Here is a 25,476-nt window from a genome sequence, read left to right as displayed (position 1 = left end):
CCGAAACCGCTTGACGAGACCAGCAGTCTCGGCAATTCTTTAACGAGACCGGCGTTCTCGGCAATGGGCCGGAACCCGGTGATCCCTGGGAGAGAGAGCCCCTCATGAGCACTCCGCACAGCCCTGCGCACCCCTTGGCCGGCCGGCGCGTCGTCGTCATGGGCGGCAGCTCCGGCATCGGCGAGGCGGCGGCCGCGGTCTTCGCGGCGGACGGCGCGGAGGTGGTCGTCACCGGCCGCGACCAGGCCCGCCTCGACGCCGCGGCGGACCGGATCGGCGGCAAGGTCACGACCTACCGGCTGGACGGGACGGACCGCGCCGCGGTCGACGCCTTCTTCGCGGACTCGGGGCCCGTCGACCACCTGGTCGTCGCGCTCAGCGGCAGCAAGGGCGGCGGCCCCTTCGCCGAACTGGACCTGGCCGAGCTGCGGGACGGCTTCGCCGGCAAGTTCTGGCCGCACGTCCAGGTGCTTCAGGCCGCCCTGCCGGCCCTGCGCCGCGACGGCTCGGTGACGCTGGTGACCGCCGCCTCCGCCCGCGCCGCCCTGCCCGGCACCGCCGGCCTCGCCGCGATCAACGGCGCCCTGGAGGCGATGGTCCCGCCCCTCGCCGTGGAACTGGCGCCGCTCCGCGTCAACGCGGTCTCCCCCGGCGTCGTCGACACGCCCTGGTGGGACGGTATGCCGGCCGAGCAGCGCCGGGCCGTCTTCGACGGCTTCGCCGCGATCACGCCCGTCGGGCGCGTCGGCCGCCCGGAGGACATCGCCCGTGCGATCCACATGCTCGCCGCCAACGACTTCATGACCGGCGTGGTGCTGGAGGCGACGGGCGGCGCGACACTGGCGACGGGCCGCTGACAGCGCCCGGCCGCGAGGCGCTCATCAGGCCCAGTCGCGCTCCAGATCCAGACCGCCCGCTCGCCGCTGCGTGAACGAGAACCAGTTGCCGGAGTCGTCCCGGAAGAGCGCCTCCGTACCGTACGGCCGCTCCTGGGGCTCCTGGAGGAACTCCACTCCCCGCTCCTTGAGCTTCTTGTAGTCGCCGTGGATGTCATCGGTCGCCAGCACGCCCGCGCCGAGCGCCCCCTTCGCGATGAGCTTGCGCATCATCTGCGCGGACTCGGGGTCCATCGCGGGCGGACCCGGCACCATCAGCGTCAGCTCCACGTCGGGCTGGTCGGGGGCGCCGACGGTGAGCCAGCGCATCCCGCCGTCCCCCATGGTCATGTCCGTACGGACCTCAAGGCCCAGCTTCTGGGTGTAGAACTCCTTGGCCCGGTCCTGGTCGAGGACCCAGACGGTGGTGATGGCAAGCCCCTTGATCATGGTTCTGCGCTCCTGTCGGCGGCGTTTGGCGGGGGGAGGGATTCCCGTTCGTCACCGTAGGCAGGCCCGGACGCGGCGCGCTTCTCGGATGTTGCGCTTCTGAAGCCGCCGGCCCAGAGCATGGCGTAGCACCCGGGGATGAGAGCGGCGCCACGGCCGACGTGCTTCGTGCGGTACTCGCTCGGGGTGAGTCCGGTGCGGGCCTTGAAGCGGGCGGAGAACGTGCCGAGGCTGCTGAAGCCGACGAGCGTGCAGATCTCGGTCACGGTCAGGTTGGCGCAGCGCAGCATCTCCTCGGCCCGCTCGATGCGCCGGTGGGTCAGATACTGCCCGGGCGTCTCGCCGTAGGCGTCCTTGAAGGCGCGCAGGAAGTGGAACCGCGAGTACCCGGCGCGGGCGGCGACCGCGTCCAGATCGAGACCGGGGTCGGCCCAGTCCCGGTCCATGGCGTCCTTGGCCAGACGCATACGGCGCAGCTTGTCCATGCGGCCGATGGTGGCACGGGGCACTGACAACCGCGCCGGCCGGCAGGAGGGCGGGCATGAAGAAGGCCCCGGGGGCGGACACCGACCCGGGGCCTTCGGTTCAGATGCGGCTCAGACCGCTTCGACGACCTGCACGGGAGCCACGTCGTCGCCGCTCTCCGCCGACGGCTTCCCGCCCCTCAGCGGGACCTCCTTCACGAACAGCGCCGCGATCAGCACGACCACCGCGACCGCCGCGCCCAGCAGGAACGCCGAGTGCGTACCGGCGGACACCGCGTGCTGGTACGCGTCCCGGATCGGGCCCGGCAGCATCTTGAGGTGCTTCGCGTCCAGCGCGGCGCTCTTCTCGGTCATGTGCTTGCCCACCGCACCGGCCCGCTCGGCCATGACGTGCTGGACCCGGTTGTTGAACAGCGCGCCCATGATGGCCACACCGAAGGAGGAGCCGAGCGTACGGAACAGCGTCGAGGACGACGAGGCCACGCCCATGTCCTTCATCTCCACGCTGTTCTGCGCCACCAGCATGGTGACCTGCATCAGGCAGCCCATGCCCAGACCCAGGACGGCCATGTAGACGCCGGAGGTCAGCCGGGTCGTACCGGTGTCCATCAGCGACAGCAGGTACAGCCCGACGATCATCAGCGCGCCGCCGGCGACCGGGAAGATCTTGTAGCGGCCGCTGTTGGTGGTCACCCGGCCCGCGACCATCGAGGTCACCAGCATCGCGCCGAGCATCGGCAGGAGCAGCAGACCGGAGTTGGTCGCGGAGGCGCCCTGCACCGACTGCTGGTACAGCGGCAGGTAGAGCGTGGCGCCGAACATCACGAAGCCGGTGATGAAGCCGATGAGGGACATCAGCGTGAAGTTGCGGCTCCCGAACATGTGCAGCGGCACGACCGGCTCGGCCGCCTTGGTCTGCCAGAACCCGAACCCGATCAGCGCGGCGACACCGATGCTGATCAGCTCCATGATCCGCGCGGAGGTCCAGGCGTACTCGCTGCCGCCCCAGGTGGTGACCAGCACGATCGCGGTGATGCCGACGGTGAGCAGGGCGACGCCCAGGTAGTCGATGCGCGCCTGCGCCCGCTTCTTGGGCAGGTGCAGCACGGCGCTGACCAGCGCGAGGGCGACGGCACCGAGCGGCAGGTTGATGTAGAAGGACCAGCGCCAGCCCCAGTTGTCGGTGATGGTGCCGCCGACCAGCGGTCCGCCGATCATCGCCAGCGCCATGACGCCGGCCATCATGCCGGTGTACTTGCCGCGCTCCCGCGGCGGGATCAGGTCGCCGATGATCGCCATGACGCCGACCATCAGGCCGCCGGCGCCGAGGCCCTGCACGGCCCGGAAGCCGATCAGCTCGCCCATGTTCTGGGCCATGCCGCTGAGCGCTGAGCCGATCAGGAAGATCACGATCGAGCTGAGGAAGGCGCCCTTGCGCCCGTACATGTCGCCGACCTTGCCCCAGATCGGGGTCGAGGCCGCGGTGGCCAGGGTGTACCCGGTGACCACCCAGGACAGGTGCTCCAGGCCGCCCAGCTCGCCCACGATCGTCGGCATCGCGGTGCCCACGATCATGTTGTCGAGCATCGCGAGCATCATCGCGATCATGAGCGCGAGCAGGACCACCCGCACGCTCCTGGGCCGTTTGCCCTCCGTGCCGCTTCCCACCGTGTCCGCCATCTCTTCCACTTCCCCCTACCGCGGCCACTTACTTGCCGCCCGGCTAGTTCACTACACTGGGAAAGTAGACCCGCTACTAGCCGGTCGTCAAGTAAGTTTCCGCGGAAGCGCGAGGAGTACGAGGATGGGCGTCACCATGGACGGCACCAAGCAGCAGCGCCGCGGCAACACCCGCCAGCGCATCCAGGACGTGGCGCTCGAACTCTTCGTGGAGCAGGGCTACGAGAAGACCTCCCTGCGCGAGATCGCCGAGCGTCTCGACGTCACGAAGGCGGCCCTGTACTACCACTTCAAGACGAAGGAAGAGATCATCGTCAGCCTCTTCGAGGACCTGACGAAACCGATCGAGGACCTGATCGAGTGGGGCCGCAGCCAGCCGCACACGCTTCAGACCAAGCAGGACATCGTACGGCGCTACAGCGAGGCGCTGGCCGGCGCGGAGCCGCTGTTCCGCTTCATGCAGGAGAACCAGGCGACGGTACGGGAACTGCGCATCGGCGAGGCCTTCAAGGACCGGATGCGGGGTCTCAGGGACATCCTGATCGACCCCGAGGCCGAACTCGTGGACCAGGTGCGCTCCGTCAGCGCGATGTTCACGCTGCACGCGGGGATGTTCGTGATGCAGGACCTGGAAGGCGACCCCGAGAAGAAGCGCGAGGCCGTTCTCGAGGTCGCCCTGGACCTGGTCACGCAGGCGCACGAGCACGCCTGCGAGAAGGGCCAGGTCAGAGACTGACGCCCTTGGCGCGCAGGAACGCGACCGGGTCGACGGCGGAGCCGTAGTTCGGGGTCGTACGGATCTCGAAGTGCAGGTGCGGGCCGGTGGAGTTGCCGGTGGAGCCCGAGAGGGCGATGTGCTGGCCGGTCCTGACGATCTGACCGGCCCTGACGTCGATCCGGGACAGGTGCGCGTACTGCGAGAAGGTGCCGTTGGCGTGCTTGATGACGACGGCGTTGCCGTACGCGGGGCCGTCACCGGCGCCGTTCGGACCGGCCTTGACGACGGTGCCGCCGTGCGCGGCGATGACCTCGGTGCCGGTGGGCACGGCGAAGTCCTGCCCGCTGTGCTTGGCGACCCAGTGACTGCCGGCCTGCATGAAGCTGGCGGACAGCGTGTACGACCTCACCGGGTCGACCCAGGTGGCGGCCGACGGTGCGGCGGCGCTCGCGACCCCGGTCCCCAGCACGGCCGCGGCGCCGGCACCGGCGGCCAGGGCGGCCACGCGGGTGCGGAGCGGGGACGTACGGGAAGAACGGGACGTGACGCGCTGGAACATCGAGACCTCGTGAACTCGGGGACAAAACCGCCACCCCGCGAACAGAGGTCCGGCGAGGTGGCCGTCCTTTGGTAACCGATCACCTCATCCAGCCCAAAACGCCCCATCTACGACGCGACACCGTTCTCTTCCGCGCACTTCCGGGACGAAAGTCCTTGTCGCGCGGATGACCGATCCCACTATCACGGCTAGTAAGGGAAATTTCGCCTGTGCCGCTTATCACCGGCCGGCCAAACCGACGATCACAGAAATGTGACGCACGCCCCTAGGCGCCTACCGTCCAGTAACCCTACGGTTCCTCTCGCGCCATCCTCACCTCAGATCATGCCCCTGACATTCAGGCACGTGTACGGACGTGAGAGGACCCCCACCGATGACCAGACGCCCCTGGGCGCGCCGCATATCCGCGACCGCCGTCTCCGTGGCCGCCCTGGCCGCGCTGGCCGCCCCGGCCGAGGCCGCGACCGCGAGCAGCACCGCCGGCGGCACCGCCTCCGCGACCACGGCTTCCGCGACCACGGCCTCTGCCGCCAAGGTCGACTACGCCACCTGGCAGAAGGACTGCCAGGCGGTGATGGACCAGGCCCTGCCGTACCTGAAGGAGCGCATCGCCGCCGCCCGGCCGGGCGAGAAGCAGGCGATCGTCTTCGACATCGACAACACCACGCTGGAGACCGACTTCGGCTTCAGCTACCCGCAGCCGGCCAACAGGCCCGTGCTGAGCGTCGCCAAGTACGCCCAGGAACACGGCGTCTCGCTGTTCTTCGTGACGGCCCGCCCGGGCATCATCTACCTGCCCACCGAGTACAACCTCGCGTACGACGGCTACGACGTCTCCGGCCTCTACGTCCGCGGCCTGTTCGACCTCTTCAAGGACGTCGCCGCCTACAAGACCGCCCAGCGCGTCGACATCGAGAACAAGGGCTACTCGATCATCGCGAACATCGGCAACAGCGCCACCGACCTGTCCGGCGGCCACGCCGAGAAGACCTTCAAGCTGCCGGACTACAACGGCCAGTTGTCGTAACCGCGGTCGTCACCGGGGCTTCCCGGGCATGCGGAAGGGGCCGGTGCCCAAAGGCACCGGCCCCTTCCGTTCGGACGATCCGCCGGAGGCTTACGCGTCCTTGCTCAGGTTCGGTCCGGCACCGCCGGCCGCCTGCTCGATCGGCGGGACGTCGGGCAGCGCCGACTTCTCCTCACCCCGGAAGGTGAAGGTCTGGGTCTCGCCCTCGCCCTCGGTGTCCACGACCACGATGTGACCGGGGCGCAGCTCGCCGAAGAGGATCTTCTCCGACAGCGTGTCCTCGACCTCGCGCTGGATCGTGCGACGCAGCGGACGCGCGCCCAGCACCGGGTCGTAGCCCTTCTTGGACAGCAGTTCCTTGGCGGTCTGGGACAGTTCGATGCCCATGTCCCGGTCCTTCAGGCGCTCGTCCACCTTGCTGATCATCAGGTCGACGATCCGCAGGATGTCCTCCTGCGTCAGCTGCGGGAAGACGACCACGTCGTCGACACGGTTGAGGAACTCGGGGCGGAAGTGCTGCTTGAGCTCGTCCGACACCTTGTTCTTCATGCGCTCGTAGTTGGTCTTCGTGTCACCCGCGGCGGCGAAGCCCAGGTTGAAGCCCTTGGAGATGTCCCGGGTGCCGAGGTTGGTCGTCATGATGATGACCGTGTTCTTGAAGTCCACGACCCGGCCCTGGGAGTCGGTCAGGCGACCGTCCTCCAGGATCTGCAGCAGCGAGTTGAAGATGTCCGGGTGGGCCTTCTCGACCTCGTCGAAGAGGACGACGGAGAACGGCTTGCGGCGGACCTTCTCGGTCAGCTGGCCGCCCTCTTCGTAACCCACGTATCCGGGCGGGGAACCGAAGAGACGCGAGACCGTGTGCTTCTCGCTGAACTCCGACATGTCGAGGGAGATCAGCGCGTCCTCGTCGCCGAAGAGGAACTCGGCGAGCGCCTTGGACAGTTCGGTCTTACCGACACCGGACGGGCCGGCGAAGATGAACGAACCACCCGGACGCTTCGGGTCCTTCAGGCCCGCACGCGTACGACGGATCGCCTTCGACAGCGCCTTGACGGCGTCGTTCTGGCCGATGACCCGCTTGTGCAGCTCCTCCTCCATGCGGAGCAGGCGGCTGGACTCCTCCTCGGTCAGCTTGAAGACCGGGATGCCGGTGGCCGTGGCGAGGACCTCGGCGATCAGCTCGCCGTCGACCTCGGCGACGACGTCCATGTCGCCGGCCTTCCACTCCTTCTCCCGCTTGGCCTTGGCGGCCAGGAGCTGCTTCTCCTTGTCGCGGAGGGAGGCGGCCTTCTCGAAGTCCTGCGAGTCGATCGCGGACTCCTTGTCCCGGCGGACGGCGGCGATCTTCTCGTCGAACTCGCGCAGGTCCGGCGGAGCGGTCATCCGGCGGATGCGCATCCGCGAGCCGGCCTCGTCGATCAGGTCGATCGCCTTGTCCGGCAGGAAGCGGTCGGAGATGTACCGGTCGGCCAGGGTGGCGGCCTGGACCAGCGCCTCGTCCGTGATGGAGACGCGGTGGTGCGCCTCGTAGCGGTCACGCAGACCCTTGAGGATCTCGATCGTGTGCGGCAGGGACGGCTCGGCGACCTGGATGGGCTGGAAGCGGCGCTCCAGGGCCGCGTCCTTCTCCAGGTGCTTGCGGTACTCGTCCAGGGTGGTCGCACCGATGGTCTGCAGCTCGCCGCGGGCCAGCATCGGCTTGAGGATGCTCGCCGCGTCGATGGCGCCCTCGGCGGCACCCGCACCGACCAGCGTGTGCAGCTCGTCGATGAACAGGATGATGTCGCCGCGGGTGCGGATCTCCTTGAGGACCTTCTTCAGGCGCTCCTCGAAGTCACCGCGGTAGCGGGAGCCGGCCACCAGGGCGCCGAGGTCCAGCGTGTAGAGGTGCTTGTCCTTGAGCGTCTCGGGCACCTCGCCCTTGACGATGGCCTGGGCGAGGCCCTCGACGACGGCGGTCTTGCCGACGCCGGGCTCACCGATCAGCACCGGGTTGTTCTTGGTACGGCGGGACAGCACCTGCATGACCCGCTCGATCTCCTTCTCGCGCCCGATGACCGGGTCGAGCTTGGACTCACGAGCGGCCTGGGTGAGGTTCCGGCCGAACTGGTCCAGGACGAGGGAGGTCGAGGGGGTGCCCTCGGCGGGGCCGCCGGCGGTGGCGGTCTCCTTGCCCTGGTAACCGGAGAGCAGCTGGATGACCTGCTGCCGCACCCGGTTGAGGTCTGCACCCAGCTTGACCAGGACCTGGGCGGCGACGCCCTCGCCCTCGCGGATCAGGCCGAGCAGGATGTGCTCCGTGCCGATGTAGTTGTGGCCCAGCTGAAGGGCCTCGCGGAGCGACAGCTCCAGGACCTTCTTGGCACGGGGGGTGAAGGGGATGTGCCCGGACGGGGCCTGCTGGCCCTGACCGATGATCTCCTCCACCTGCTGGCGGACCGCCTCAAGCGAAATGCCGAGGCTCTCCAGGGCCTTAGCGGCGACACCTTCGCCCTCGTGGATGAGACCCAGGAGGATGTGCTCGGTGCCGATGTAGTTGTGGTTGAGCATCCGGGCTTCTTCCTGAGCCAGGACGACAACCCGCCGCGCGCGGTCGGTGAACCTCTCGAACATCGTTAATCGCTCCTCAGAGCGGTCAGGCAGTGGGGGGAACTTCCCCTCCCTGTCCTTCCGCAGCTTAGTCCCGCAAGCGGGGACCGCTCATTCCAACTGCCGACACCGTCCTTGGCCTCCTGACCCCGAACGCCGACATCTGCTCCAACCCGATGGTGCGAGACGATGTTCCCGCAGGCCAGGCAGTTACCCCACTCGCCAGTACGCCGATGGCGAACGTGAGACGGCCCATCCTGCGTGTCGCCCCCTCCCACTAGGGATGTCTTACCCGCTGGGACTGACACTCCATGCCGCGCGCACCCATTCCCTCCGCTATGGGCGAACAACCTCGCGCCTCCCCCGCACCCCCACGCGCCCCCATTTCGCGACTCTGCGCGATCACCGGGGAACCCAGCGTAACTCGCTGGTCGCTTCTGCGGTTGCGCTGGGCATGGTTGGCTCGTTCCCCACGGCCTCAACGGTCCCCCTTCCCCGGCGCCCCTTGGATCCGGGCGTACCGGATGCGTGCGATCTCCCGGCCGGCCCGGATGCCCGGGCCCGTCACTGGTACGAGAACGATCTGGGGTGGGCGACCGTGCCCGGACGGCCGCTGCGGCTGCTGACGGGGCTGCGGTTCGACGTCCTGGACGTGCCGGCCGAGGCGGGCGCGGGTGCGCTCCGGCATCTCGCGGCGGGCTCCGCCGTGGCGCTTCGGGGCGACCGGATGCAGCTGCTGGTGGCCGCGGGCAGCGCTGAGGAGCTGCCGGGGCTGCTGGACTGGCTGGAATGGAGCGCCGTGACGCTCGATCTGCGGGTCCTGGGCGTGGGCGGTGCGATCCGGGCACCGGCCCCACCGGGGGCCGTCCCCGCGGGGCGTGCGGCACCGATGGCCGTCCGCTCTGCGCAGGGGGCCGCCGTGTGGCTGCGGCCCCCTGGGCCTGGAGGCGAGGCCGAGGCCTCGCTGCCGACGATGCCGGCCGTGGGGCGCGAGGGGAGCGCCCCCGATCTCGTACGACTGGTGGACACGGTGGCAGCGCACTGTCACCGGGTCCGGCTGCGGCGCCTGCGCGCCGGGCTGCCGACCGACTGCCTGCGGGATCAGCCGTTGGCCTTCTCGTAGGCCTCGCGAATGGACGCGGGAACACGGCCGCGGTCGTTGACCTCGTAACCGTTCTCCTTCGCCCAGGCGCGGATCGCCGCGGTGTCCTGGTTGCCACCCGCGGCGGCGCGCACCTTTCCACGCCCGCCCGAAGCACGGCCTCCGGTACGACGACCACCCTTCACATAGGGCTCGAGAAGGCCGCGCAGCTTGTCCGCATTGGCCGTCGTGAGATCGATCTCGTACGTCTTGCCGTCCAGCGCGAACGTCACGGTCTCGTCCGCCTCGCCGCCGTCGAGGTCGTCGACAAGAAGGACCTGAACCTTCTGTGCCACCGGATTTCCTTTCATCGATAACGTTGAGGACCAGGGGTGTGTGGCGTCCCGCCGTTTCGCCGCCCCTGTTATATGCAGTACTGCAGTACGTCGGAAAGCAAACCGCTTTTGCCGGAAAAACACAAACCCCTGGCAGAGGACCGACGGACCGCCCCTGCCCGGAAACATGCGCGTTTCGGACATAGGGAACCTGGGCAATGACGATCACAGATGCAGAAGCATCCGGCTGTTGCCCAAGGTGTTCGGTTTCACTCGTTCGAGACCCAGGAACTCCGCGACGCCCTCGTCATAGGAACGCAACAGCTCCGCGTAGACATCGGTGTCGACCGGCGTCTCGCCGATCTCGACGAAGCCGTGCTTCCCGAAGAAGTCCACTTCGAAGGTGAGGCAGAAAACCCGGCGAACGCCGAGCCAGCGCGCGGTCTGCAGCAACTTCTCCAGCAACTGATGACCGACGCCCGCGCCCTTGAGGCCGGGCTTCACCGCGAGAGTGCGGACTTCCGCGAGGTCCTCCCACATGACGTGCAGCGCGCCGCAGCCGACCACCTCGGCGTTGTCGTCGCGTTCCGCGACCCAGAACTCCTGGATGTCCTCGTAAAGGGTGACCGTGGCTTTGTCGAGCAGGATGCTGTCACGGACGTAGGCGTCGAGGAGGTGGCGTACGGTCGGCACATCGCTGGTCCGGGCACGCCGGACGGTGATGGCTTTTGCGGAGACTTCGGGACGCTCTGCTGACATGAGCGGACGCTATCGCCCGTCCGCGCCCCCGGCCGAGCCGGGGTTCTCCTCTTGCCGGGCTTCGGGCGCTTCCTGTTGCGCGGCTTCCCCTTGCGCGGCTTCCCGTTGCCGCGGTTCGGGGGTTCGGGGGGTTTCCGGGCCCTGGACGATGCGTACGGCGTCCCTGAGGGCCTGGCGCTGTTCCTCGCTCATCATCCCGAAGAAGGCGACGAGAGCGGCGGCCGGGTTGTCGCTCTGCGACCAGGCGTCGTTCATGAGGGCGGCGGCGTACGCGGCGCGCGTCGAGACGGCCTCATATCGATAGGCCCGCCCTTCCGCCTCGCGGCGGACCCAGCCCTTCTGATGGAGATTGTCCAAAACGGTCATCACGGTGGTGTACGCGATGGAGCGTTCCTGCTGGAGGTCTTCCAGGACTTCTCGAACGGTCACCGGGCGGTTCCACTTCCACACCCGCGTCATGACCGCGTCTTCGAGTTCTCCCAATGGGCGAGGCACAGCTCAGAACAATAGTGGGAGATCCCGGCAATGGCCTGCCGGACGTGCACTAAGCCGCGAATAGGAACAAAAAGGGCGTACGGCTCGGAGTCGCACCGGGATAGCGACGGCCCGCGGGAGCGCTCAGGCGTCGCCGCGGGCGGGGGCCTGGCGCGCACCCTCCGCGCGCGCGAGGGCGGCGTCGACGGCGGCGTCCTCCTTGGCCTTGGCGGCCCCGCCCTGGGTCTTCACGATCACCCTGACCACACCGATGAAGAACACGGCCATCACGACCGGAGGCACGAGCGCGGAGACGTAGTCCATGGCACCAGAGTATCCACGCCCCAAACGCCCGAAAGGCACGGGGTACGCGCGCGAACCCGTACCGGCCGGGGGCCGGTACGGTCAGCCGGCGGCCAGTTCGCGGGACTCGGCCGGGGGTGCCGGCTTGCGGCGCGGGAAGACCTCGCCCGGCGTGGGGATGGGCCGCTTCGGCGTGGCGGGTTCCGGAGCGGGCCGCTCCGCGGGCGTCGGCGCGGGCTTCGGCGTCGGCTTCGACACGGGGTCCTGGGCGGGCTTCTGGGCGGGCTCCTGCGGCTCCTCGGCCTGCCGGACCCCTGGGCCCGCCCCGCCGCCCTGCAGGGCCATCAGGCGGGTGCGGGAGGGCGGTACGGCGGGTGCGGGCACCTTGCGCGCGCCCTGCGCGAACCGGGCCCGCACGTCCTGCTCCGCCAGTGCCCGGCAACGGTCCAGCAGCGCGGCCGCCGCCGGGCTCCTGGGCAGCGCCCGCAGTGCGGCGAGATCGTCCGGCGTCGGCCGGTGCCCGGCCCCCAGCGCCTCCTCCAGGAGGGTGAGATAGCCGGCGGCGGTGCCCGGGAGCGCGGCCCGGTACCGGCCCAGGTCGGCCACCAGGAAGGCGCGCAGTCTCGCCCCCTCGCGCATCGCCTCGTCGAGCGACTCTGCGAGCCGGCAACAGTCCTTGACGTCCTCGGCGGACGCTTGGCCGGGGTGAAGGGCGAGGGCGAGGGCGCGGCGGAGCACACGCAGCTCCTCCACGCCGAACGCCATGCCGCCGCGGGATCCGTATGGCGTGGGCATGCGGCGACGCTACCGCTAATCGGACAAAAGTGACGGATCTGGATGTTTTTTCGACGCGTGTCGTTCCCGGTTTCCCCCGACCGGGGCCACGCGCACGGAGAAACGGGAAAACCGGCGCTCCGGGAGGGCGCCGGTCACCTCACACGACGCGCCCAGAGGGCGCCGGTCACCTCACAGACGCGACACGTTCCGCTCGTACACCAGGCGCAGCCCGATCAGCGTCAGCCACGGCTGGTGCTCGTCGATCACCGAGGACTCCCCCAGCACCATCGGCGCGAGCCCGCCCGTGGCGATCACCGTCACGTCGTCGGGATCGTCGGCCAGCTCCCGCGCCATGCGGCTCACGACCCCGTCGACCTGCCCGGCGAAGCCGTACACGATGCCGGCCTGCATGGCCTCGACCGTGTTCTTGCCGATCACGCTGCGCGGCCGGGCCACCTCGATCTTCCGCAGCTGCGCGCCCTTGACGCCGAGCGCCTCCACGGAGATCTCGATGCCGGGCGCGATGACGCCGCCGACGTACTCCCCGCGCGCGGAGACCGCGTCGAACGTGGTCGCCGTACCGAAGTCGACGACGATCGCCGGGCCGCCGTACAGGTCGACGGCCGCGACCGCGTTGATGATCCGGTCCGCGCCGACCTCCTTGGGGTTGTCGGTGAGGATCGGCACCCCCGTCTTGACGCCGGGCTCGACGAGGACGGCGGGTACGTCGCCGTAGTACCGCCGGGTGACCTCGCGCAGTTCGTGCAGCACCGACGGGACGGTCGCGCAGATCGCGATGCCGTCGATGCCGTCGCCCAGCTCCTCGCCGAGCAGCGGGTGCATGCCCATCAGGCCCTGCAGCAGCACCGCCAGCTCGTCCGCCGTCCGGCGCGCGTCGGTGGAGATGCGCCAGTGCTCGACGATGTCCTCACCGTCGAACAGGCCGAGGACGGTGTGCGTGTTGCCGACGTCGATCGTGAGCAGCATGGCCGTTACTCCGCCTCGCGCAGATCCAGGCCGATGTCCAGGATCGGCGAGGAGTGGGTGAGCGCGCCGACGGCCAGGAAGTCCACGCCGGTGTCGGCGTACACGCGCGCGACGTCGAGCGTGAGCCGGCCGGAGGCCTCCAGGAGGGCCCGGCCGTGGACGATCCCGACGGCCTCCGCGCACTCGTCGGGTGTGAAGTTGTCCAGCAGGATCAGGTCGGCGCCCGCGTCGACCACCTCGCGCAGCTGGTGCAGGGTGTCGACCTCGACCTCGATCGGCACCTCCGGGAACTGCTCCCGTACGGCCTTGAAGGCCTGCGCGACGCCACCGGCGGCGACCACGTGGTTGTCCTTCACCAGGGCCGCGTCGGACAGCGACATGCGGTGGTTGACGCCGCCGCCGCAGCGCACGGCGAACTTCTCCAGCGAGCGCAGCCCGGGGGTCGTCTTGCGGGTGTCGCGCACCCGCGTCTTGGTGCCCTCCAGCGCGTCCGCCCACGCGCGCGTGGCGGTCGCGATGCCGGACAGGCGGCACAGGATGTTCAGCGCGCTGCGCTCGGCGGTCAGCAGGTCACGCGTGCGCGTGGTGACCGACAGCAGCTTCTGCCCGGCCTCGACCCGGTCGCCGTCCTCGACATGCCGCTCGACCTCGAACTCGTCCGCGCAGACCACGGACAGCACGGCCTCGGCGACCCTCAGGCCCGCCACGACGCCCGCCTCACGCGCGGTGAAGTCGCCGGTGGCCACCGCCTCCTCGGAAATGGTCGACACGGTCGTCACGTCCACGCCGCCGTCCAGGTCCTCCTGGATGGCCACGTTGGCGATGTCCTCGACCTCTACGGGATCGAGCCCGGCGGCGGCCAGCAGCTCGGCGAGCGCGGGGTCGAGCCCGCTCTCCAGGTACTCCTCGTCGCCGTCCGCGCCACAGGCACAGCCGTCGCCGCAGCCACCGGTGGGGGCGAGGGGAAGGTCGTCGGTGCTCACGTCTGTCACTGCTCCTGGGGCGCTGGGATTACCGGGTAGGGGGGAAGTCTGCGGTGTCGGTGGTGTGCACGGCCAGGGACCGGTCGGGGTTCAGCCGTACGACGATGTGGCGCCGCCAGCGGGTGTCGTCGCGCTCCGGGTCGTCCTCGCGCCAGTGGCAGCCGCGGGTCTCCTCGCGCAGCCGCGCGGCGGCGACCAGGACGCGGGCGACGCACAGCAGGTTGGTGGCCTCCCAGGTGTCCACACCGGGCTCGGCCGTCTTGCCGTTCTCGTCCAGCGCGTCACGGGCCTCGCTGTGCAGCCGCTGGAGCTGCCCGGCGGCCTTCGCCAGGGACTCCTCCGAGCGCAGCACGCCCGCGCCCTCCGTCATGATCCGCTGGATGGCGAACCGGGTCTCCGGGGCGAGCAGCGGGTGCGCCGGCTTCTCGGGGTCCGGGACGGGCTGGGGCACGCCCGCGTGCAGGCCGTTCTCCGCTCGGGCGGCGGCGATGTCGGCGGCGATCCGCTCGGCGTAGACCAGGCCTTCGAGGAGGGAGTTGGAGGCGAGCCGGTTCGCGCCGTGCACGCCGGTGCAGGCGACCTCGCCGCACGCGTACAGGCCGGGCACGGTGGTGCGCCCCTGGGCGTCCGTGCGCACGCCTCCGGAGGCGTAGTGGGCGGCCGGGGCGATCGGGATGAAGTCCGTGACCGGGTCGATGCCGTTGGCGCGGCAGGCGGCCGTGATGGTCGGGAAGCGGTGCTCCCACATCTCGGCGCCGAAGTGCCGGGCGTCGAGGTACATGTGCTCGGCGCCCTGCTCCAGCATCCGCCGCAGGATGCCCTTGGCGACGATGTCCCGGGGCGCCAGCTCGGCCAGCTCGTGCTGGCCGACCATGAAGCGCACGCCGTCCGCGTCGACCAGGTGGGCGCCCTCGCCGCGTACCGCCTCGGAGACCAGCGGCTGCTGGCCCTCGGCCTCCGGGCCGAGGAACAGCACGGTCGGGTGGAACTGCACGAACTCCAGGTCGCTGACCTCGGCGCCCGCGCGCAGCGCCAGGGCGACGCCGTCACCGGTCGACACGGACGGGTTGGTGGTCGCGGAGAACACCTGGCCCATGCCGCCGGTCGCCAGCACCACCGCGGGGGCGTGCACGGCGCCCACGCCGTCGTGCTGGCCCTCGCCCATCACGTGCAGCGTGACCCCGGCCGTGCGGCCCTCGGCGTCGGTGAGCAGGTCCAGCACGAGCGCGTTCTCGATGGTGCGCAGCCCACGCGCCCGTACGGCCTCCACGAGCGCCCGGGAGACCTCCGCGCCCGTCGCGTCGCCGCCCGCGTGCGCGATCCGGCGCCGGTGGTGGCCGCCCTCGCGGGTGAGGTGGATGTCGCCCTCGTCGTCGGTGTCGAAGTGGGCGCCGGTGGAGATCAGCCGCCGTACCGCGTCGGGGCCCTCGGTGACGAGGATCCGTACGGCCTCCTCGTCACACAGCCCCGCGCCGGCCACCAGGGTGTCCCCGAGGTGCTGTTCGGGCGTGTCGCCCTCCCCGAGCGCGGCGGCGATGCCGCCCTGTGCCCAGCGGGTGGAGCCGTCGTCCAGGCGGGCCTTGGTGACGACGACGGTCGTCAGGCCAGCGGCCTCGCAGCGCAGGGCAGCGGTCAGGCCGGCCACCCCGGAGCCGACGACGACCACGTCCGCGGAGATGGACCACCCGGGAGCGGGTGCGTGCAGTCGTATGCCAGTGCTGGTGCCTGTGCTGGTGCCTGTGCTGGTCACGAGGCGGCTCCGAAGGTGAGAGGGAGGTTGTCGATCAGCCGGGTCGTGCCGACCCGGGCGGCGACGGCGAGAACGGCCTCGCCGGTGAAGTCGTCGCCGATCTCGGTGAAGTCGGACGGGTCGACGAGGCTCAGGTAGTCCAGTTCGAGCGGCGGGGCGAAACGCGCGGCCTCGTCCAGCACCTGCCGTGCGGCCGCGCGGACGGCCGCGGGACCGCCCGGGGACGCCGTGGCGACCGCGTGCGCGTCGGCGGCGGCGCGGGACTCCCCCAGGGCGCTCAGCGCCTCGGCACGCGCGTGCGTGGAGGGCACTTCGCGGGCACGCGCGCGCAGCGCCTCCTGCGCGGCGTGCCGGTCGCGGCCGGCGAACAGCGCCCGGGACAGCGCGAGCGCGGTACGGCGCTCGTCGGGCGAGAGGTAGCGGTTGCGGCTGGACAGGGCGAGCCCGTCCTCCTCGCGCACGGTCGGTACGCCGACGATCTCCACGCCGAAGTTCAGGTCCCGCACCATGCGCCGGATCAGGGCCAGCTGCTGGGCGTCCTTCTGGCCGTACAGGGCCACGTCGGGGCGGGTGAGGTGCAGCAGCTTGGCGACGACGGTGAGCATGCCGTCGAAGTGGCCGGGCCGCGAGCCGCCCTCCAGGCGTTCCCCCATGGGACCGGCGGTGATCCGGACCTGGGGGTCACCGCCTGGGTAGACCTCGTCCACGGAGGGCGCGAACACCGCGTCCGCGCCGGCCTGAGCGGCGATCTTCAGGTCGGCGTCCAGGGTGCGCGGATAGCGGTCCAGGTCCTCGCCCGCGCCGAACTGCAGCGGGTTGACGAAGACGGTGACGACGACCTCGCCGTCCGGGCCGGCGATCTCACGCGCCGTGCGGATCAGGGTGGCGTGGCCCTCGTGCAGCGCGCCCATGGTCATCACGACGGCACGGCGGCCGTGGCGCACGCGCGCGTGCAGCTCGCCGGCGGTGCTCAGCAGGGCGGTGGTCATCGGTCGTTCCCCTCGGTGCCGTGAGTGCCGTTCGTGCCACGGGTGCCGTCGGCCAGCACGCCGAGCAGGTCCTCGGCGAGTTCGGGCTTCAGCAGGCCGTGCGCGAGCGCCCGGTCGGCGGTCGCGCGGGCCATCGCGACGTAGCCCGCGACGGTCTGCGGGGCGTGCCTGCGCAGCTCGGTGATGTGCGCGGCGACCGTGCCGGCGTCCCCGCGCGCGACGGGCCCGGTGAGCGCCAGGTCGCCGGAGCGCAGAGCGTTGTCCAGGGCGGCGCCGAGCAGCGGGCCGAGCATCCGGTCGGGCGCCGCGACGCCCGCCGTGCGCAGCAGCTCCATCGACTGGGCGACCAGGGTCACCAGATGGTTGGCGCCGAGCGCGAGGGCCGCGTGGTACAGCGGGCGGTTCTGCTCGCTGATCCACTCGGGCTCGCCGCCCATCTCGATGACGAGGGCCTCGGCCGCCAGCCGCAGTTCCTCGGGCGCGGTGACGCCGAACGAGCAGCCGGCGAGGCGCTGGACGTCGACGGGGGTGCCGGTGAAGGTCATCGCCGGGTGCAGGGCCAGCGGCAGGGCGCCCGCGCGCAGGGCCGGGTCGAGGACCCCCGCGCCGTACCGGCCGGAGGTGTGCACGAGCAGCTGTCCGGGCCGTACCGCGCCGGTCTCGGCGAGGCCGGTGACCAGGCCGGGCAGGACGTCGTCGGGAACGGTGAGCAGCACCAGGTCGGCGCGCTCCAGGACTTCGGCGGGCGGCACCAGCGGCACGTCCGGGAGCATGGTCTCGGCGCGCCGCCGGGAGGCGTCGGAGACACCGGAGACGGCCACCGGGCGGTGCCCGGCGAGCTGGAGGGACGCGGCGAGCGCGGGGCCCACGCGGCCGGCGCCGACGACACCGACGGTGAGCCGCGCGGGGCGGTCCTTGAGGTCTGGCTGGTGGACTGTACTCACGCGACGGAGGCCTTCCCGTTCCAGTCCGCTCTGGGTACCGGACGATTTCTCGTCATGTTAACGCTATCTCGGTCCGGCGCCGACCGGTTGTCCACAGGCTGTGGGTTACACCACGCCGTCACCACGCCCGCCCGCGTCTGCGCGCCGGGCCGTGCCGCGCCTGTCCCCGGAGCCCCGACGCATGCCGCCCCCGGCCGTAATCCGACTGACCGCGCGCGGGGCCGCGCGGCATGATCCGTGCATGACCAACATGGCCGAGCACGGTGAACAGCAGCAGACGGAGCAGTCCGGACAGGAGCGGATGCGGGAGCGGCGGCTGGCCGCCTTCGCGAAGGCGGAACGCGTGCTCGCGCGCGAGGGAGCCCGGCGCACCGTGAGGGAGCGGCTGGCAGCCCTCCAGGAGGCGGCACCCGAGGTGTACGACCTGGACCGGACGGTGGACATCTACGGCAACCGGATCGTGGCGGACCTGGAGGAGCGGGTAGCGGCCCTGCTCGGCACGGAGGCCGCCGCGTTCTTCCCGAGCGGCACGATGGCCCAGCAGGTGGCGCTGCGCTGCTGGGCGGGCCGCACCGGCGACCGCGCGGTCGCCCTGCACGCCCTGGCCCACCCCGAGGTGCACGAGCGGCACGCGTTCAGCGAGGTCAGCGGGTTGCGGCCGGTGCGCGTGACCAGCGAGCCCCGGCTGCCCACGGCTGCCGAGATACGCGATCTCGAAGAGCCCTTCGGGACGCTGATGCTGGAACTGCCGCTCCGGGACGCCGGCTATGTGCTGCCCACCTGGGAGGAGCTGACCGAGGTCGTCGAGGCCGCACGGGAACGCGACGCGGTGGTGCACTTCGACGGGGCGCGCCTGTGGGAGACCACGGTCCACTTCGGCCGGCCCCTGGCGGAGATCGCCGGGTTGGCGGACAGCGTCTACGTGTCGTTCTACAAGTCCCTCGACGGCTTCGGCGGCGCCGCGCTGGCCGGCCCGAAGACCTTGGTGGACGAGGCGAGGACGTGGCGGCACCGGTACGGCGGCCAGATCTTCCAGCAGTTCCCCACCGCGCTGTCGGCGCTCATCGGCCTGGAGCGCGAGCTGCCCCGGCTGCCGGACTACGTGCGGCACGCGCGCGTGGTCGCCGCCGCGCTGCGTGAGGGGTTCGCCGCGGCCGGGTTGCCGTGGGCTCGCGTGCACCCCGAGGAGCCGCACACCCACGAGTTCCAGATCTGGCTGCCGTACGACTCCGGGGTCCTGCTGGAGGCGGCGGTGCGCCAGGCCGAGGAGACGGGCACGTACCTCTTCCCCGGTTACTGGGAACGGGGCGGGCCGGGGCTGGCCTACGCCGAGGTCACCGTCGGCGCCCCCGGCCTGGAGTGGACCGCGGACGACGTACGGGCGGCCGTGGCCGACTTCGTCACCCGCCTGCCCGCAGGCTGACCGCGGCGACGCGGCGTGCCAGCGCCCACGTCCACGGCACGCGCGGGGCGCGGGCGCTGGGCGGGCTGATCAGAGCGCGCGTGGGCGCAGCCACCGGCGCAGGGCGTACCGCACACGTCCTCGCGCCGGGCGCCCGGCGATGACCGCGTCGAAGCGCCGGCGGTCCCGCAGTTCACGAAGTACGCCGACGTCGTGCCGGCCGGGCGCGGGCGGCTCCGGCTCGCCGAGCACGCGGGCGCGATGGCTGTCGAGGAGGTACTGCTGGGTGATGCTCATGGCGGATCGCCTTCTCGTAAGATCTCGGGACATGGACTGGTCACCGACCGCTCGATGACCGTTCGGGCTCCGCGGCCGCCCCGGTGCCTCCACCCTGCCGCCGGCCGGGGGTGGTTGTCCCGTGGATTGACGGCTGCCGTCAATCCACGGCGGCGCTGTCAGTGGCCCGGTGCACGATGGAGGACATGAGCGTGACCATCGACATCACCGGCCTGCCCCCGGAGCGGGTCTCCGTCGTGCCCTCCCCGCTGGCGGAACTGGGGATGGCCCTGCACGCCCTGAGCGAGCCCGGCCACCACCCCGACCTCCAGGGCTGGGCGACCGCCGTCTCGTCCCGCCTGGATCCCTGCCTGGCCGACCGGCTGTGCGAGGCGGACTTCCTGTGGCGTACGACGTTCTCGGACGTCTTCGCCCCGTTCGCGGGCATCCCCGGCGGCCGCACGCTCCCCGGGGCCACGCTCGCCGAGGAACTGGACCTCCTGGACAAGCTGACGGACGAACAGTTCGTCCACGCCGTCCTGGAGTTCACCTGCCAGCTGCGCTACGACGTCCAGGATCCCGGCCCCCTGGCCGACCCGGAGCTGCGCCGCCGCTCCCTGGAGCTGGCCGCCGCACGCGGTGGCGCGCAGGAGCGCTTCACGCACCGGCTGCTGGACGACCCGCCAGCCGTCCGGGCGTGGTTCCGGCAGCTGATGCTCGACTGCGACCAGGCCTTCTTCGCCGACACCTGGTCCCGGCTGCAGCCCCAGCTCGCCGCCGACGCCCGGCACAAGAGCGAACTGCTGCGCCGCAAGGGCCTCGCCGAGGCCCTGTCATCCCTCTCGGGAGCCATCTCGCTGGACCAGGAGGCCGCGCTCATCACGGTCGACAAGCTCCTGGTGGGCCGCACCGCCACCGGCGACGGCGGCCTGGTCCTCGTCCCGACGAGCATGGGCTGGCCGCACCTGATGGTGCTGCACCGGTACGGCTGGCAGCCCTCGATCACCTACCCCGCGAGCGGCACGCGCCCGCAGGCCCCGTCCGTCGAACAGCTCACGCGCCGGCTGGAGGCGCTGGCCCACCCGGTGCGGATGCGGCTGTGCCGGCATCTCGCCCGGGCCGCGCACACCACCGGCGAACTGGCCGACGCCCACGGCATGTCCGCTCCCGAGATATCCCGGCACCTCACGGTGCTGAAGAAGGCGGGCCTGGTCACCGACTGCCGCCGGGGGCGGTACGTCCAGCACCAGCTCGACCTCGCGGCGGTGGCCCGGCTGGGCAGCGACTTCATCGAGGGCGTCCTGCGCTGAAGCCGGGCCCGTGCGCCGCCCCTGGTGTCCCGCACCGAAGCCGGCGCCGTACGGCCCCCGGTGGCCCGCGCCGAACCCGGGGGGCCGTACGGCACGCGTCAGCCGTGCCCGCCCGCGCGCACCAGCCCCGTCTCGTAGGCCAGCACCACCACCTGGACCCGGTCACGCAGACCGAGCTTGGTCAGGATGCGGCCCACATGGGTCTTCACGGTCGCCTCGCTCAGCACCAGCCGGGCCGCGATCTCACCGTTGGACAGGCCCTGCGCGACCAGCACCATCACCTCGCGCTCCCGGTCGGTGAGCCGCTCCAGTTCCTTGTGCTGCGGCTCCTTTCCGGCGGAGGGCAGCATCGGCGCGAAGCGGTCCAGCAGGCGCCGGGTGGTGGACGGCGCCACGACCGCGTCGCCGCTGTGCACGGCACGGATCGCGCCCAGCAGATCACCGGGCGGCACGTCCTTGAGCATGAATCCGGAGGCGCCCGCCTTCAGCCCGGAGAAGGCGTACTCGTCCAGGTCGAAGGTGGTCAGGATCAGCACCTTGGGCGGGTCCGACTCCATGCAGATCCGCCGGGTGGTCTCCACCCCGTCCAGCTTCGGCATGCGCACGTCCATCAGGACGACGTCGACGTCCGTGGACCGCAGCACCTGCAGGGCCTCGACGCCGTCGCCCGCCTCCGCGACGACCTCCATGTCCGGCTGGGCGGCGAGCACCATCCGGAATCCGGTGCGCAGCAGCACCTGGTCGTCGACGAGCATCACGCGGATCGTCATCGGGCCTCTTTCGTTCGGGGCGGTGGATCGTGCTTCAGAGCGAGGGTGTTACAGGTGGCGGGGGTGTTACAGGTGTCAACAGGGGGCGTGCGGCCACGTCAGTGCGCCGGTTTGAGCGGCAGCAGGGCGCTGATGCGGAATCCTCCGCCCGGACGCGGGCCGGCGTCCAGGGTGCCACCGACCATGCCGACCCGCTCGCGCATACCGATCAGGCCGTGTCCCTGGCCGTCGGCGCCGCCCTCCTCGTACAGCTCGTGCGGGGCGCCCTTGCCGTCGTCCTCGACGAGCAGGCCGAGCCCGTCGTCGAAGTAGACCAGCCGGACGCTCGCGCCCGCGTGGGGGCCGCCGTGCTTGCGGGTGTTGGTGAGCGCCTCCTGCACGATCCGGTACGCGGTCAGCTCCACGCCGCTGGGCAGCGGGCGCGGGGTGCCCTCCACCTTGAAGTCGATCGGGAGACCGGAGCTGCGGCACTGCTCGATCAGGTCGTCGATCTGCTCGACGTCCGGCTGGGGGACGTACTCCCCGCCCTCCTGGTGCTCCCCGGTGCGCAGCACGCCCAGCAGGCGGCGCATCTCGGCGAGGGCCTGACGGCCGGTGGACGAGATCGTCTCCAGGGCCTTTTTGGCCTGGTCGGGCGCGGCGTCGAGGACATAGGCGGCGCCGTCCGCCTGCACCACCATCACCGACACGTTGTGCGCGACGACATCGTGCAGCTCACGCGCGATACGGGCGCGTTCGGCGGCCACCGCGACCTTCGACTGCGCCTCGCGCTCCTTCTCCAGCCGGGCCGCGCGCTCCTCCAGCTGGGCGAAGTAGGCACGCCGGGTGCGCATGGAGTCACCGAGCACCCAGGCGAGCGCGAAGGGCACCGTCTGGAAGACCGCGATGGCGACCTGCCCGAAGAAGCTGGAGTGCTCGGCCGGCCAGCGGATCTGCGCGAGGGTCGCCGCGACGAGGCTGACGGCGAGCGCCAGCCGGGAGGCCCAGCGCGCACCGACCGCCGCCACCGTGTACGTGATCACCAGCATCGCGAAGTCGGCGACGGTCGGCTCGACGTCCAGCACCAGCTGGGCCAGGCCCGTCGCGAGGGCGACCAGCAGCATCGGCTCCGGGTAACGCCGGCGCAGCGCGACGACGGCACACAGGACCACGGACACGGCCATCCCCGCGACGCGTGTCCCGTGGTGACCGGTCGTCCCGCTGAGGTTGACCACGCTCACGCCGGACAGCCCGAGCAGGACGACGGCCCAGAAGGTGTCGACCCAGGTCGGGTGGCGGCGGAGGAAGTCGTAGAGGCGCTGCACGTAACCCAGAGTAGGGAAAACAGATGCGTGCAGGGGTCAACCGGAGGGCCGATCCACGCTGGGCGCGTGTACTCCGCAAGGTGGAGGAAGTGATCATCTGTGCGCCTAGTCTGTTGCGGTGACGGATGAGACGGGACGGGAAGCGGAACGGTCTTCCGGCGCGGGGCACGGCGACCACGACCGGTGGGACGGCCCGCGTGGCTGGCGCGCGGCGACCGGGGCGGCACTGTACGGCCCCGGCGGCTTCTACCTCCGCCCGGAGGGCCCGGCCGGCCACTTCCGCACGTCCGTGCACGCCTCCGCGCTGTTCGCGCGGGCCGTGGCCGGGCTGCTGTGCCGGGTGGACGAGGCACTGGGACGGCCCCCGGCGCTGGACTTCGTCGACATGGGAGCCGGACGCGGCGAACTGGTCACCGGCGTGCTCGCCGCTCTGCCCGCCGACGTGGCCGCACGCGCGCGTGCGTACGCCGTGGAACTCGCCGACCGCCCGGCCGGCCTGGACGAACGGATCACCTGGCTGGACACGCCGCCGGCCGCCGTAACGGGCCTGCTGTTCGCCAACGAGTGGCTGGACAACGTGCCCGTGGACGTCGCCGAGGTGGACCCCGCGGGGCTGCCCCGGCTGGTGCTCGTCACCGGCGACGGCGAAGAGCGGCTCGGAGAGCCGGTGACCGGCGCCGAGGCGGACTGGCTCGCGCGCTGGTGGCCGCTGCCGGCCGAGGAAGGGCTGCGCGCGGAGATCGGGCTGCCCCGGGACCTGGCATGGGCCTCGGTGGTGGACCGGGTGGTGCGCGGGCTCGCGGTGGCCGTGGACTACGCGCACACCCTGGACACCCGCCCTCCGTTCGGGACGCTCACCGGCTTTCGCGCGGGACGCGAGACGGCGCCCGTGCCGGACGGGTCGTGCGACATCACGGCGCACGTCGCGCTGGACGCGTGCGCGGCGGCTCCCACGGCGCACACGCCCTCGGGCACGCCCGGAGAAGCGGCGCGCACGGCTCACGACACGGTCTGCGCACCCACGGAGGAGGCGCGCACGCCCTACGACACGGCTCGCGCTCCCTCGGACATGCCCGCCGTGCCGCCGGGTACGGCTCGCACATCCCGGAACACCGCGCCCGTGCCTTCGGACGCGCCTCCGAGCCCGGCGCACAGGCCCTCAGACACGGCGCAGGCGCCCTCCTCCGCAGCGCGCGCCCTGCCGGCCGCGCGCCTGCTCACGCAACGCGCCGCCCTGCACGCCCTCGATATCACCGGCGCGCGCCCCCCGCTCGCGTTGGCCTCCACGGACCCCACCGCCTACGTGCGCGCCCTCGCGAGCGCCGGGGAGGCCGCCGAGCTCACCGCCCCGGGCGGCCTCGGCGACTTCGGCTGGCTGCTCCAGCCGGTCGGAATCCCGCACCCGCTCGCCTGAGCCGGCCGCCACCGTGCACACGGCCGGCCGTGTGCCCGCGGCCGGCGGCCGTGCACACCGGCCGGCCTACTTGTCGATGTCGCCGACCACGAAGAACATCGAGCCCAGGATCGCCACCATGTCCGCCACCAGCGTCCCCGGCAGCAGTTCGGTCAGCGCCTGGATGTTGTTGTACGACGCCGAGCGCAGCTTCAGCCGGTACGGCGTCTTCTCGCCCTTGCTGACCAGGTAGTAGCCGTTGATGCCGAGCGGGTTCTCGGTCCACGCGTACGTGTGCCCCTCGGGCGCCTTCAGCACCTTCGGCAGCCGCTGGTTGATCGGCCCCGGCGGCAGCTCGGCGAGCCGGTCCAGGCAGGCGTCGGCGAGGTCCAGCGCGTTGTGCGTCTGCTCCAGCAGGACCTCGAAGCGGGCGAGGCAGTCGCCCTCGCTCCGGGTGACGACCTTCAGGGTGTCCTGCAGGTCGCCGTACGCCAGGTACGGCTCGTCGCGGCGCAGGTCGAAGTCGACGCCCGAGGCGCGCGCGATGGGCCCGCTCACGCCGTAGGCGTGCACGGTCTCCGGCGTCATCGCGCCCACCCCGCGGGTGCGGCCCCGGAAGATCTCGTTGCCGAGCACCAGGTCGTCGAAGACGTCCATGCGCGAGCGCACGTCGGCGACCGCGGCACGCGCGCGTGCGGTCCAGCCGGCCGGCAGGTCCTCCTTGAGGCCGCCGACGCGGTTGAACATGTAGTGCATGCGCCCGCCGGAGATTTCCTCCATGACGTTCTGCAGCACCTCGCGCTCCCGGAACGCGTAGAACACCGGGGTGATGCCGCCGAGCTCCAGCGGGTAGGAGCCGAGGAACATCAGGTGGTTCAGCACCCGGTTCAGCTCGGCGAGCAGCGTGCGCGTCCACACCGCCCGCTCGGGCACCTCCATGCCGAGCATCCGCTCCACGGCGAGGACCACGCCCAGCTCGTTCGAGAAGGCCGACAGCCAGTCGTGGCGGTTGGCGAGCACGATGATCTGGCGGTAGTCGCGCGCCTCGAAGAGCTTCTCGGCGCCGCGGTGCATATAGCCGATCACCGGCTCCGCGCGCACGATGCGCTCCCCGTCCAGCACGAGCCTGAGCCGCAGCACGCCGTGTGTGGACGGATGCTGGGGTCCGATGTTGAGCACCATGTCGGTGCTTTCCGCGGCGCCGCCGATCCCGACCGTGGTCTCCGTCGTAGGAGTCATGGCCCCAGTTTCCC

Annotated in this window: 26 protein-coding genes; 7 read left to right on the top strand and 19 right to left on the bottom strand. The window is 71.3% G+C overall.

Annotated elements, in window-relative coordinates; genetic code table 11:
- Window positions 1–104: 104 nt before the first annotated feature.
- Window positions 105–857 carry an SDR family oxidoreductase gene (locus IO33_RS0115820; protein ID WP_209438862.1) on the top strand — a complete coding sequence of 251 codons (753 nt, stop codon included), beginning with the start codon at window positions 105–107 and terminating at the stop codon, window positions 855–857.
- Between the two features lie 24 nt (window positions 858–881).
- Here IO33_RS0115820 and IO33_RS0115815 read toward each other — a convergent pair whose 3' ends face one another.
- From IO33_RS0115815 to IO33_RS0115805, 3 genes are all read right to left on the bottom strand, one after another.
- The gene (locus IO33_RS0115815) at window positions 882–1,325 is read right to left on the bottom strand and encodes a VOC family protein (RefSeq protein ID WP_031165115.1); all 444 of its coding nucleotides are present in this window, start codon (window positions 1,323–1,325) and stop codon (window positions 882–884) included.
- On the bottom strand, window positions 1,322–1,810 hold the full coding sequence (locus IO33_RS0115810) for a helix-turn-helix transcriptional regulator (protein ID WP_051926783.1): 489 nt from the start codon (window positions 1,808–1,810) through the stop codon (window positions 1,322–1,324). Before IO33_RS0115810 ends, IO33_RS0115815 begins: the two co-directional genes overlap by 4 nt.
- A gap of 111 nt (window positions 1,811–1,921) precedes the next feature.
- Window positions 1,922–3,490, bottom strand: coding sequence for an MDR family MFS transporter (locus IO33_RS0115805; RefSeq protein WP_031165110.1), 1,569 nt, complete (start codon window positions 3,488–3,490; stop codon window positions 1,922–1,924).
- A gap of 124 nt (window positions 3,491–3,614) precedes the next feature.
- On the opposite strand from IO33_RS0115805, the gene IO33_RS0115800 reads away from it, so the two are divergent.
- Window positions 3,615–4,226: a TetR/AcrR family transcriptional regulator gene (locus IO33_RS0115800; protein ID WP_031165108.1), complete on the top strand. Its 612-nt coding sequence runs from the start codon at window positions 3,615–3,617 to the stop codon at window positions 4,224–4,226.
- On the opposite strand, the gene IO33_RS0115795 is transcribed toward IO33_RS0115800, so the two are convergent.
- Complete coding sequence (locus IO33_RS0115795; RefSeq protein WP_031165105.1) at window positions 4,216–4,767, bottom strand: M23 family metallopeptidase; 552 nt, start codon at window positions 4,765–4,767, stop codon at window positions 4,216–4,218. The two genes, IO33_RS0115800 and IO33_RS0115795, sit on opposite strands and share 11 nt — an antisense overlap.
- A gap of 373 nt (window positions 4,768–5,140) precedes the next feature.
- Here IO33_RS0115795 and IO33_RS0115790 point away from each other — a divergent pair, with 373 nt between their 5' ends.
- The gene (locus IO33_RS0115790) at window positions 5,141–5,794 is read left to right on the top strand and encodes an HAD family acid phosphatase (protein ID WP_031165104.1); all 654 of its coding nucleotides are present in this window, start codon (window positions 5,141–5,143) and stop codon (window positions 5,792–5,794) included.
- 90 nt (window positions 5,795–5,884) lie between these two features.
- Here IO33_RS0115790 and IO33_RS0115785 read toward each other — a convergent pair whose 3' ends face one another.
- On the bottom strand, window positions 5,885–8,410 hold the full coding sequence (locus IO33_RS0115785) for an ATP-dependent Clp protease ATP-binding subunit (protein ID WP_031165103.1): 2,526 nt from the start codon (window positions 8,408–8,410) through the stop codon (window positions 5,885–5,887).
- A gap of 430 nt (window positions 8,411–8,840) precedes the next feature.
- Between IO33_RS0115785 and IO33_RS0115780 the strand changes: the two genes are divergently transcribed.
- Window positions 8,841–9,509 carry an SCO3374 family protein gene (locus IO33_RS0115780; protein ID WP_209438861.1) on the top strand — a complete coding sequence of 223 codons (669 nt, stop codon included), beginning with the start codon at window positions 8,841–8,843 and terminating at the stop codon, window positions 9,507–9,509.
- Here the strand turns inward: IO33_RS0115780 and IO33_RS0115775 are convergent.
- The 10 genes from IO33_RS0115775 to IO33_RS0115730 all read right to left on the bottom strand — a co-directional run bounded on the left by IO33_RS0115775 (window position 9,488) and on the right by IO33_RS0115730 (window position 17,768).
- The gene (locus tag IO33_RS0115775; RefSeq protein WP_031165101.1) at window positions 9,488–9,823 is read right to left on the bottom strand and encodes a histone-like nucleoid-structuring protein Lsr2; all 336 of its coding nucleotides are present in this window, start codon (window positions 9,821–9,823) and stop codon (window positions 9,488–9,490) included. The two genes, IO33_RS0115780 and IO33_RS0115775, sit on opposite strands and share 22 nt — an antisense overlap.
- A gap of 204 nt (window positions 9,824–10,027) precedes the next feature.
- Complete coding sequence (locus tag IO33_RS0115770) at window positions 10,028–10,561, bottom strand: amino-acid N-acetyltransferase (protein ID WP_031165099.1); 534 nt, start codon at window positions 10,559–10,561, stop codon at window positions 10,028–10,030.
- 9 nt (window positions 10,562–10,570) lie between these two features.
- Entirely contained in the window at window positions 10,571–11,020 is a 450-nt protein-coding gene (locus IO33_RS0115765; protein WP_031165096.1) for a BlaI/MecI/CopY family transcriptional regulator, read from the bottom strand.
- A 159-nt stretch (window positions 11,021–11,179) separates the two neighbouring features.
- Window positions 11,180–11,359, bottom strand: a complete 180-nt coding sequence (locus IO33_RS0115760) for a hypothetical protein (RefSeq protein WP_031165094.1) — start codon at window positions 11,357–11,359, stop codon at window positions 11,180–11,182.
- Between the two features lie 81 nt (window positions 11,360–11,440).
- Entirely contained in the window at window positions 11,441–12,103 is a 663-nt protein-coding gene (locus IO33_RS0115755) for a hypothetical protein (protein ID WP_031165092.1), read from the bottom strand.
- Window positions 12,104–12,304: 201 nt separating this feature from the next.
- Window positions 12,305–13,102: a type III pantothenate kinase gene (locus tag IO33_RS0115750; protein WP_031165090.1), complete on the bottom strand. Its 798-nt coding sequence runs from the start codon at window positions 13,100–13,102 to the stop codon at window positions 12,305–12,307.
- A gap of 5 nt (window positions 13,103–13,107) precedes the next feature.
- Window positions 13,108–14,085: a carboxylating nicotinate-nucleotide diphosphorylase gene (nadC, locus tag IO33_RS0115745; protein WP_031165088.1), complete on the bottom strand. Its 978-nt coding sequence runs from the start codon at window positions 14,083–14,085 to the stop codon at window positions 13,108–13,110.
- Window positions 14,086–14,113: 28 nt separating this feature from the next.
- Window positions 14,114–15,835 (bottom strand): L-aspartate oxidase, encoded by a 1,722-nt coding sequence (locus tag IO33_RS0115740; protein ID WP_031165086.1) that lies wholly within the window; start codon window positions 15,833–15,835, stop codon window positions 14,114–14,116.
- The gene (gene panC, locus IO33_RS0115735; RefSeq protein ID WP_031165084.1) at window positions 15,832–16,824 is read right to left on the bottom strand and encodes a pantoate--beta-alanine ligase; all 993 of its coding nucleotides are present in this window, start codon (window positions 16,822–16,824) and stop codon (window positions 15,832–15,834) included. Before panC ends, IO33_RS0115740 begins: the two co-directional genes overlap by 4 nt.
- On the bottom strand, window positions 16,821–17,768 hold the full coding sequence (locus IO33_RS0115730; protein ID WP_031165082.1) for a Rossmann-like and DUF2520 domain-containing protein: 948 nt from the start codon (window positions 17,766–17,768) through the stop codon (window positions 16,821–16,823). The genes panC and IO33_RS0115730 overlap by 4 nt, the downstream gene beginning before the upstream one ends.
- A gap of 241 nt (window positions 17,769–18,009) precedes the next feature.
- On the opposite strand from IO33_RS0115730, the gene IO33_RS0115725 reads away from it, so the two are divergent.
- Complete coding sequence (locus IO33_RS0115725; RefSeq protein WP_031165080.1) at window positions 18,010–19,191, top strand: threonine aldolase family protein; 1,182 nt, start codon at window positions 18,010–18,012, stop codon at window positions 19,189–19,191.
- A 69-nt stretch (window positions 19,192–19,260) separates the two neighbouring features.
- On the opposite strand, the gene IO33_RS0115720 is transcribed toward IO33_RS0115725, so the two are convergent.
- Window positions 19,261–19,467 (bottom strand): hypothetical protein, encoded by a 207-nt coding sequence (locus tag IO33_RS0115720; RefSeq protein ID WP_031165078.1) that lies wholly within the window; start codon window positions 19,465–19,467, stop codon window positions 19,261–19,263.
- A 185-nt stretch (window positions 19,468–19,652) separates the two neighbouring features.
- Here IO33_RS0115720 and IO33_RS0115715 point away from each other — a divergent pair, with 185 nt between their 5' ends.
- Window positions 19,653–20,756, top strand: a complete 1,104-nt coding sequence (locus IO33_RS0115715; protein WP_031165076.1) for a DUF5937 family protein — start codon at window positions 19,653–19,655, stop codon at window positions 20,754–20,756.
- Between the two features lie 98 nt (window positions 20,757–20,854).
- Here IO33_RS0115715 and IO33_RS0115710 read toward each other — a convergent pair whose 3' ends face one another.
- Both IO33_RS0115710 and IO33_RS0115705 read right to left on the bottom strand, forming a co-directional pair.
- A complete protein-coding gene (locus tag IO33_RS0115710; protein WP_031165074.1) occupies window positions 20,855–21,526 on the bottom strand; it encodes a response regulator in 672 nt (223 codons plus the stop codon).
- Between the two features lie 98 nt (window positions 21,527–21,624).
- A complete protein-coding gene (locus IO33_RS0115705; protein WP_031165072.1) occupies window positions 21,625–22,830 on the bottom strand; it encodes a sensor histidine kinase in 1,206 nt (401 codons plus the stop codon).
- Window positions 22,831–23,056: 226 nt separating this feature from the next.
- On the opposite strand from IO33_RS0115705, the gene IO33_RS47345 reads away from it, so the two are divergent.
- Window positions 23,057–24,244: an SAM-dependent methyltransferase gene (locus IO33_RS47345; RefSeq protein WP_245235800.1), complete on the top strand. Its 1,188-nt coding sequence runs from the start codon at window positions 23,057–23,059 to the stop codon at window positions 24,242–24,244.
- A 66-nt stretch (window positions 24,245–24,310) separates the two neighbouring features.
- Here the strand turns inward: IO33_RS47345 and IO33_RS0115695 are convergent, their stop codons facing one another.
- Window positions 24,311–25,462 carry an NADH-quinone oxidoreductase subunit D gene (locus IO33_RS0115695; RefSeq protein WP_031165068.1) on the bottom strand — a complete coding sequence of 384 codons (1,152 nt, stop codon included), beginning with the start codon at window positions 25,460–25,462 and terminating at the stop codon, window positions 24,311–24,313.
- Window positions 25,463–25,476: the final 14 nt, after the last annotated feature.

Source organism: Streptomyces durhamensis, assembly GCF_000725475.1.
In the GTDB taxonomy this organism is placed as follows: domain Bacteria; phylum Actinomycetota; class Actinomycetes; order Streptomycetales; family Streptomycetaceae; genus Streptomyces; species Streptomyces filipinensis.
This window is presented reverse-complemented; position numbering and strand designations above follow the sequence as displayed.

Bases quoted from the DNA above. Each gene is read 5' to 3' on its own strand.
- IO33_RS0115820 (WP_209438862.1), top strand. From the start codon at position 105: ATGAGCACTCCGCACAGCCCTGCGCACCCCTTGGCCGGCCGGCGCGTC.
- IO33_RS0115815 (WP_031165115.1), bottom strand. From the start codon at position 1,325: ATGATCAAGGGGCTTGCCATCACCACCGTCTGGGTCCTCGACCAGGAC.
- IO33_RS0115810 (WP_051926783.1), bottom strand. From the start codon at position 1,810: ATGGACAAGCTGCGCCGTATGCGTCTGGCCAAGGACGCCATGGACCGG.
- IO33_RS0115805 (WP_031165110.1), bottom strand. From the start codon at position 3,490: ATGGCGGACACGGTGGGAAGCGGCACGGAGGGCAAACGGCCCAGGAGC.
- IO33_RS0115800 (WP_031165108.1), top strand. From the start codon at position 3,615: ATGGGCGTCACCATGGACGGCACCAAGCAGCAGCGCCGCGGCAACACC.
- IO33_RS0115795 (WP_031165105.1), bottom strand. From the start codon at position 4,767: ATGTTCCAGCGCGTCACGTCCCGTTCTTCCCGTACGTCCCCGCTCCGC.
- IO33_RS0115790 (WP_031165104.1), top strand. From the start codon at position 5,141: ATGACCAGACGCCCCTGGGCGCGCCGCATATCCGCGACCGCCGTCTCC.
- IO33_RS0115785 (WP_031165103.1), bottom strand. From the start codon at position 8,410: ATGTTCGAGAGGTTCACCGACCGCGCGCGGCGGGTTGTCGTCCTGGCT.
- IO33_RS0115780 (WP_209438861.1), top strand. From the start codon at position 8,841: ATGGTTGGCTCGTTCCCCACGGCCTCAACGGTCCCCCTTCCCCGGCGC.
- IO33_RS0115770 (WP_031165099.1), bottom strand. From the start codon at position 10,561: ATGTCAGCAGAGCGTCCCGAAGTCTCCGCAAAAGCCATCACCGTCCGG.
- IO33_RS0115765 (WP_031165096.1), bottom strand. From the start codon at position 11,020: ATGACGCGGGTGTGGAAGTGGAACCGCCCGGTGACCGTTCGAGAAGTC.
- IO33_RS0115760 (WP_031165094.1), bottom strand. From the start codon at position 11,359: ATGGACTACGTCTCCGCGCTCGTGCCTCCGGTCGTGATGGCCGTGTTC.
- IO33_RS0115755 (WP_031165092.1), bottom strand. From the start codon at position 12,103: ATGGCGTTCGGCGTGGAGGAGCTGCGTGTGCTCCGCCGCGCCCTCGCC.
- IO33_RS0115750 (WP_031165090.1), bottom strand. From the start codon at position 13,102: ATGCTGCTCACGATCGACGTCGGCAACACGCACACCGTCCTCGGCCTG.
- panC (WP_031165084.1), bottom strand. From the start codon at position 16,824: ATGACCACCGCCCTGCTGAGCACCGCCGGCGAGCTGCACGCGCGCGTG.
- IO33_RS0115725 (WP_031165080.1), top strand. From the start codon at position 18,010: ATGACCAACATGGCCGAGCACGGTGAACAGCAGCAGACGGAGCAGTCC.
- IO33_RS0115720 (WP_031165078.1), bottom strand. From the start codon at position 19,467: ATGAGCATCACCCAGCAGTACCTCCTCGACAGCCATCGCGCCCGCGTG.
- IO33_RS0115715 (WP_031165076.1), top strand. From the start codon at position 19,653: ATGAGCGTGACCATCGACATCACCGGCCTGCCCCCGGAGCGGGTCTCC.
- IO33_RS0115710 (WP_031165074.1), bottom strand. From the start codon at position 21,526: ATGACGATCCGCGTGATGCTCGTCGACGACCAGGTGCTGCTGCGCACC.
- IO33_RS0115695 (WP_031165068.1), bottom strand. From the start codon at position 25,462: ATGACTCCTACGACGGAGACCACGGTCGGGATCGGCGGCGCCGCGGAA.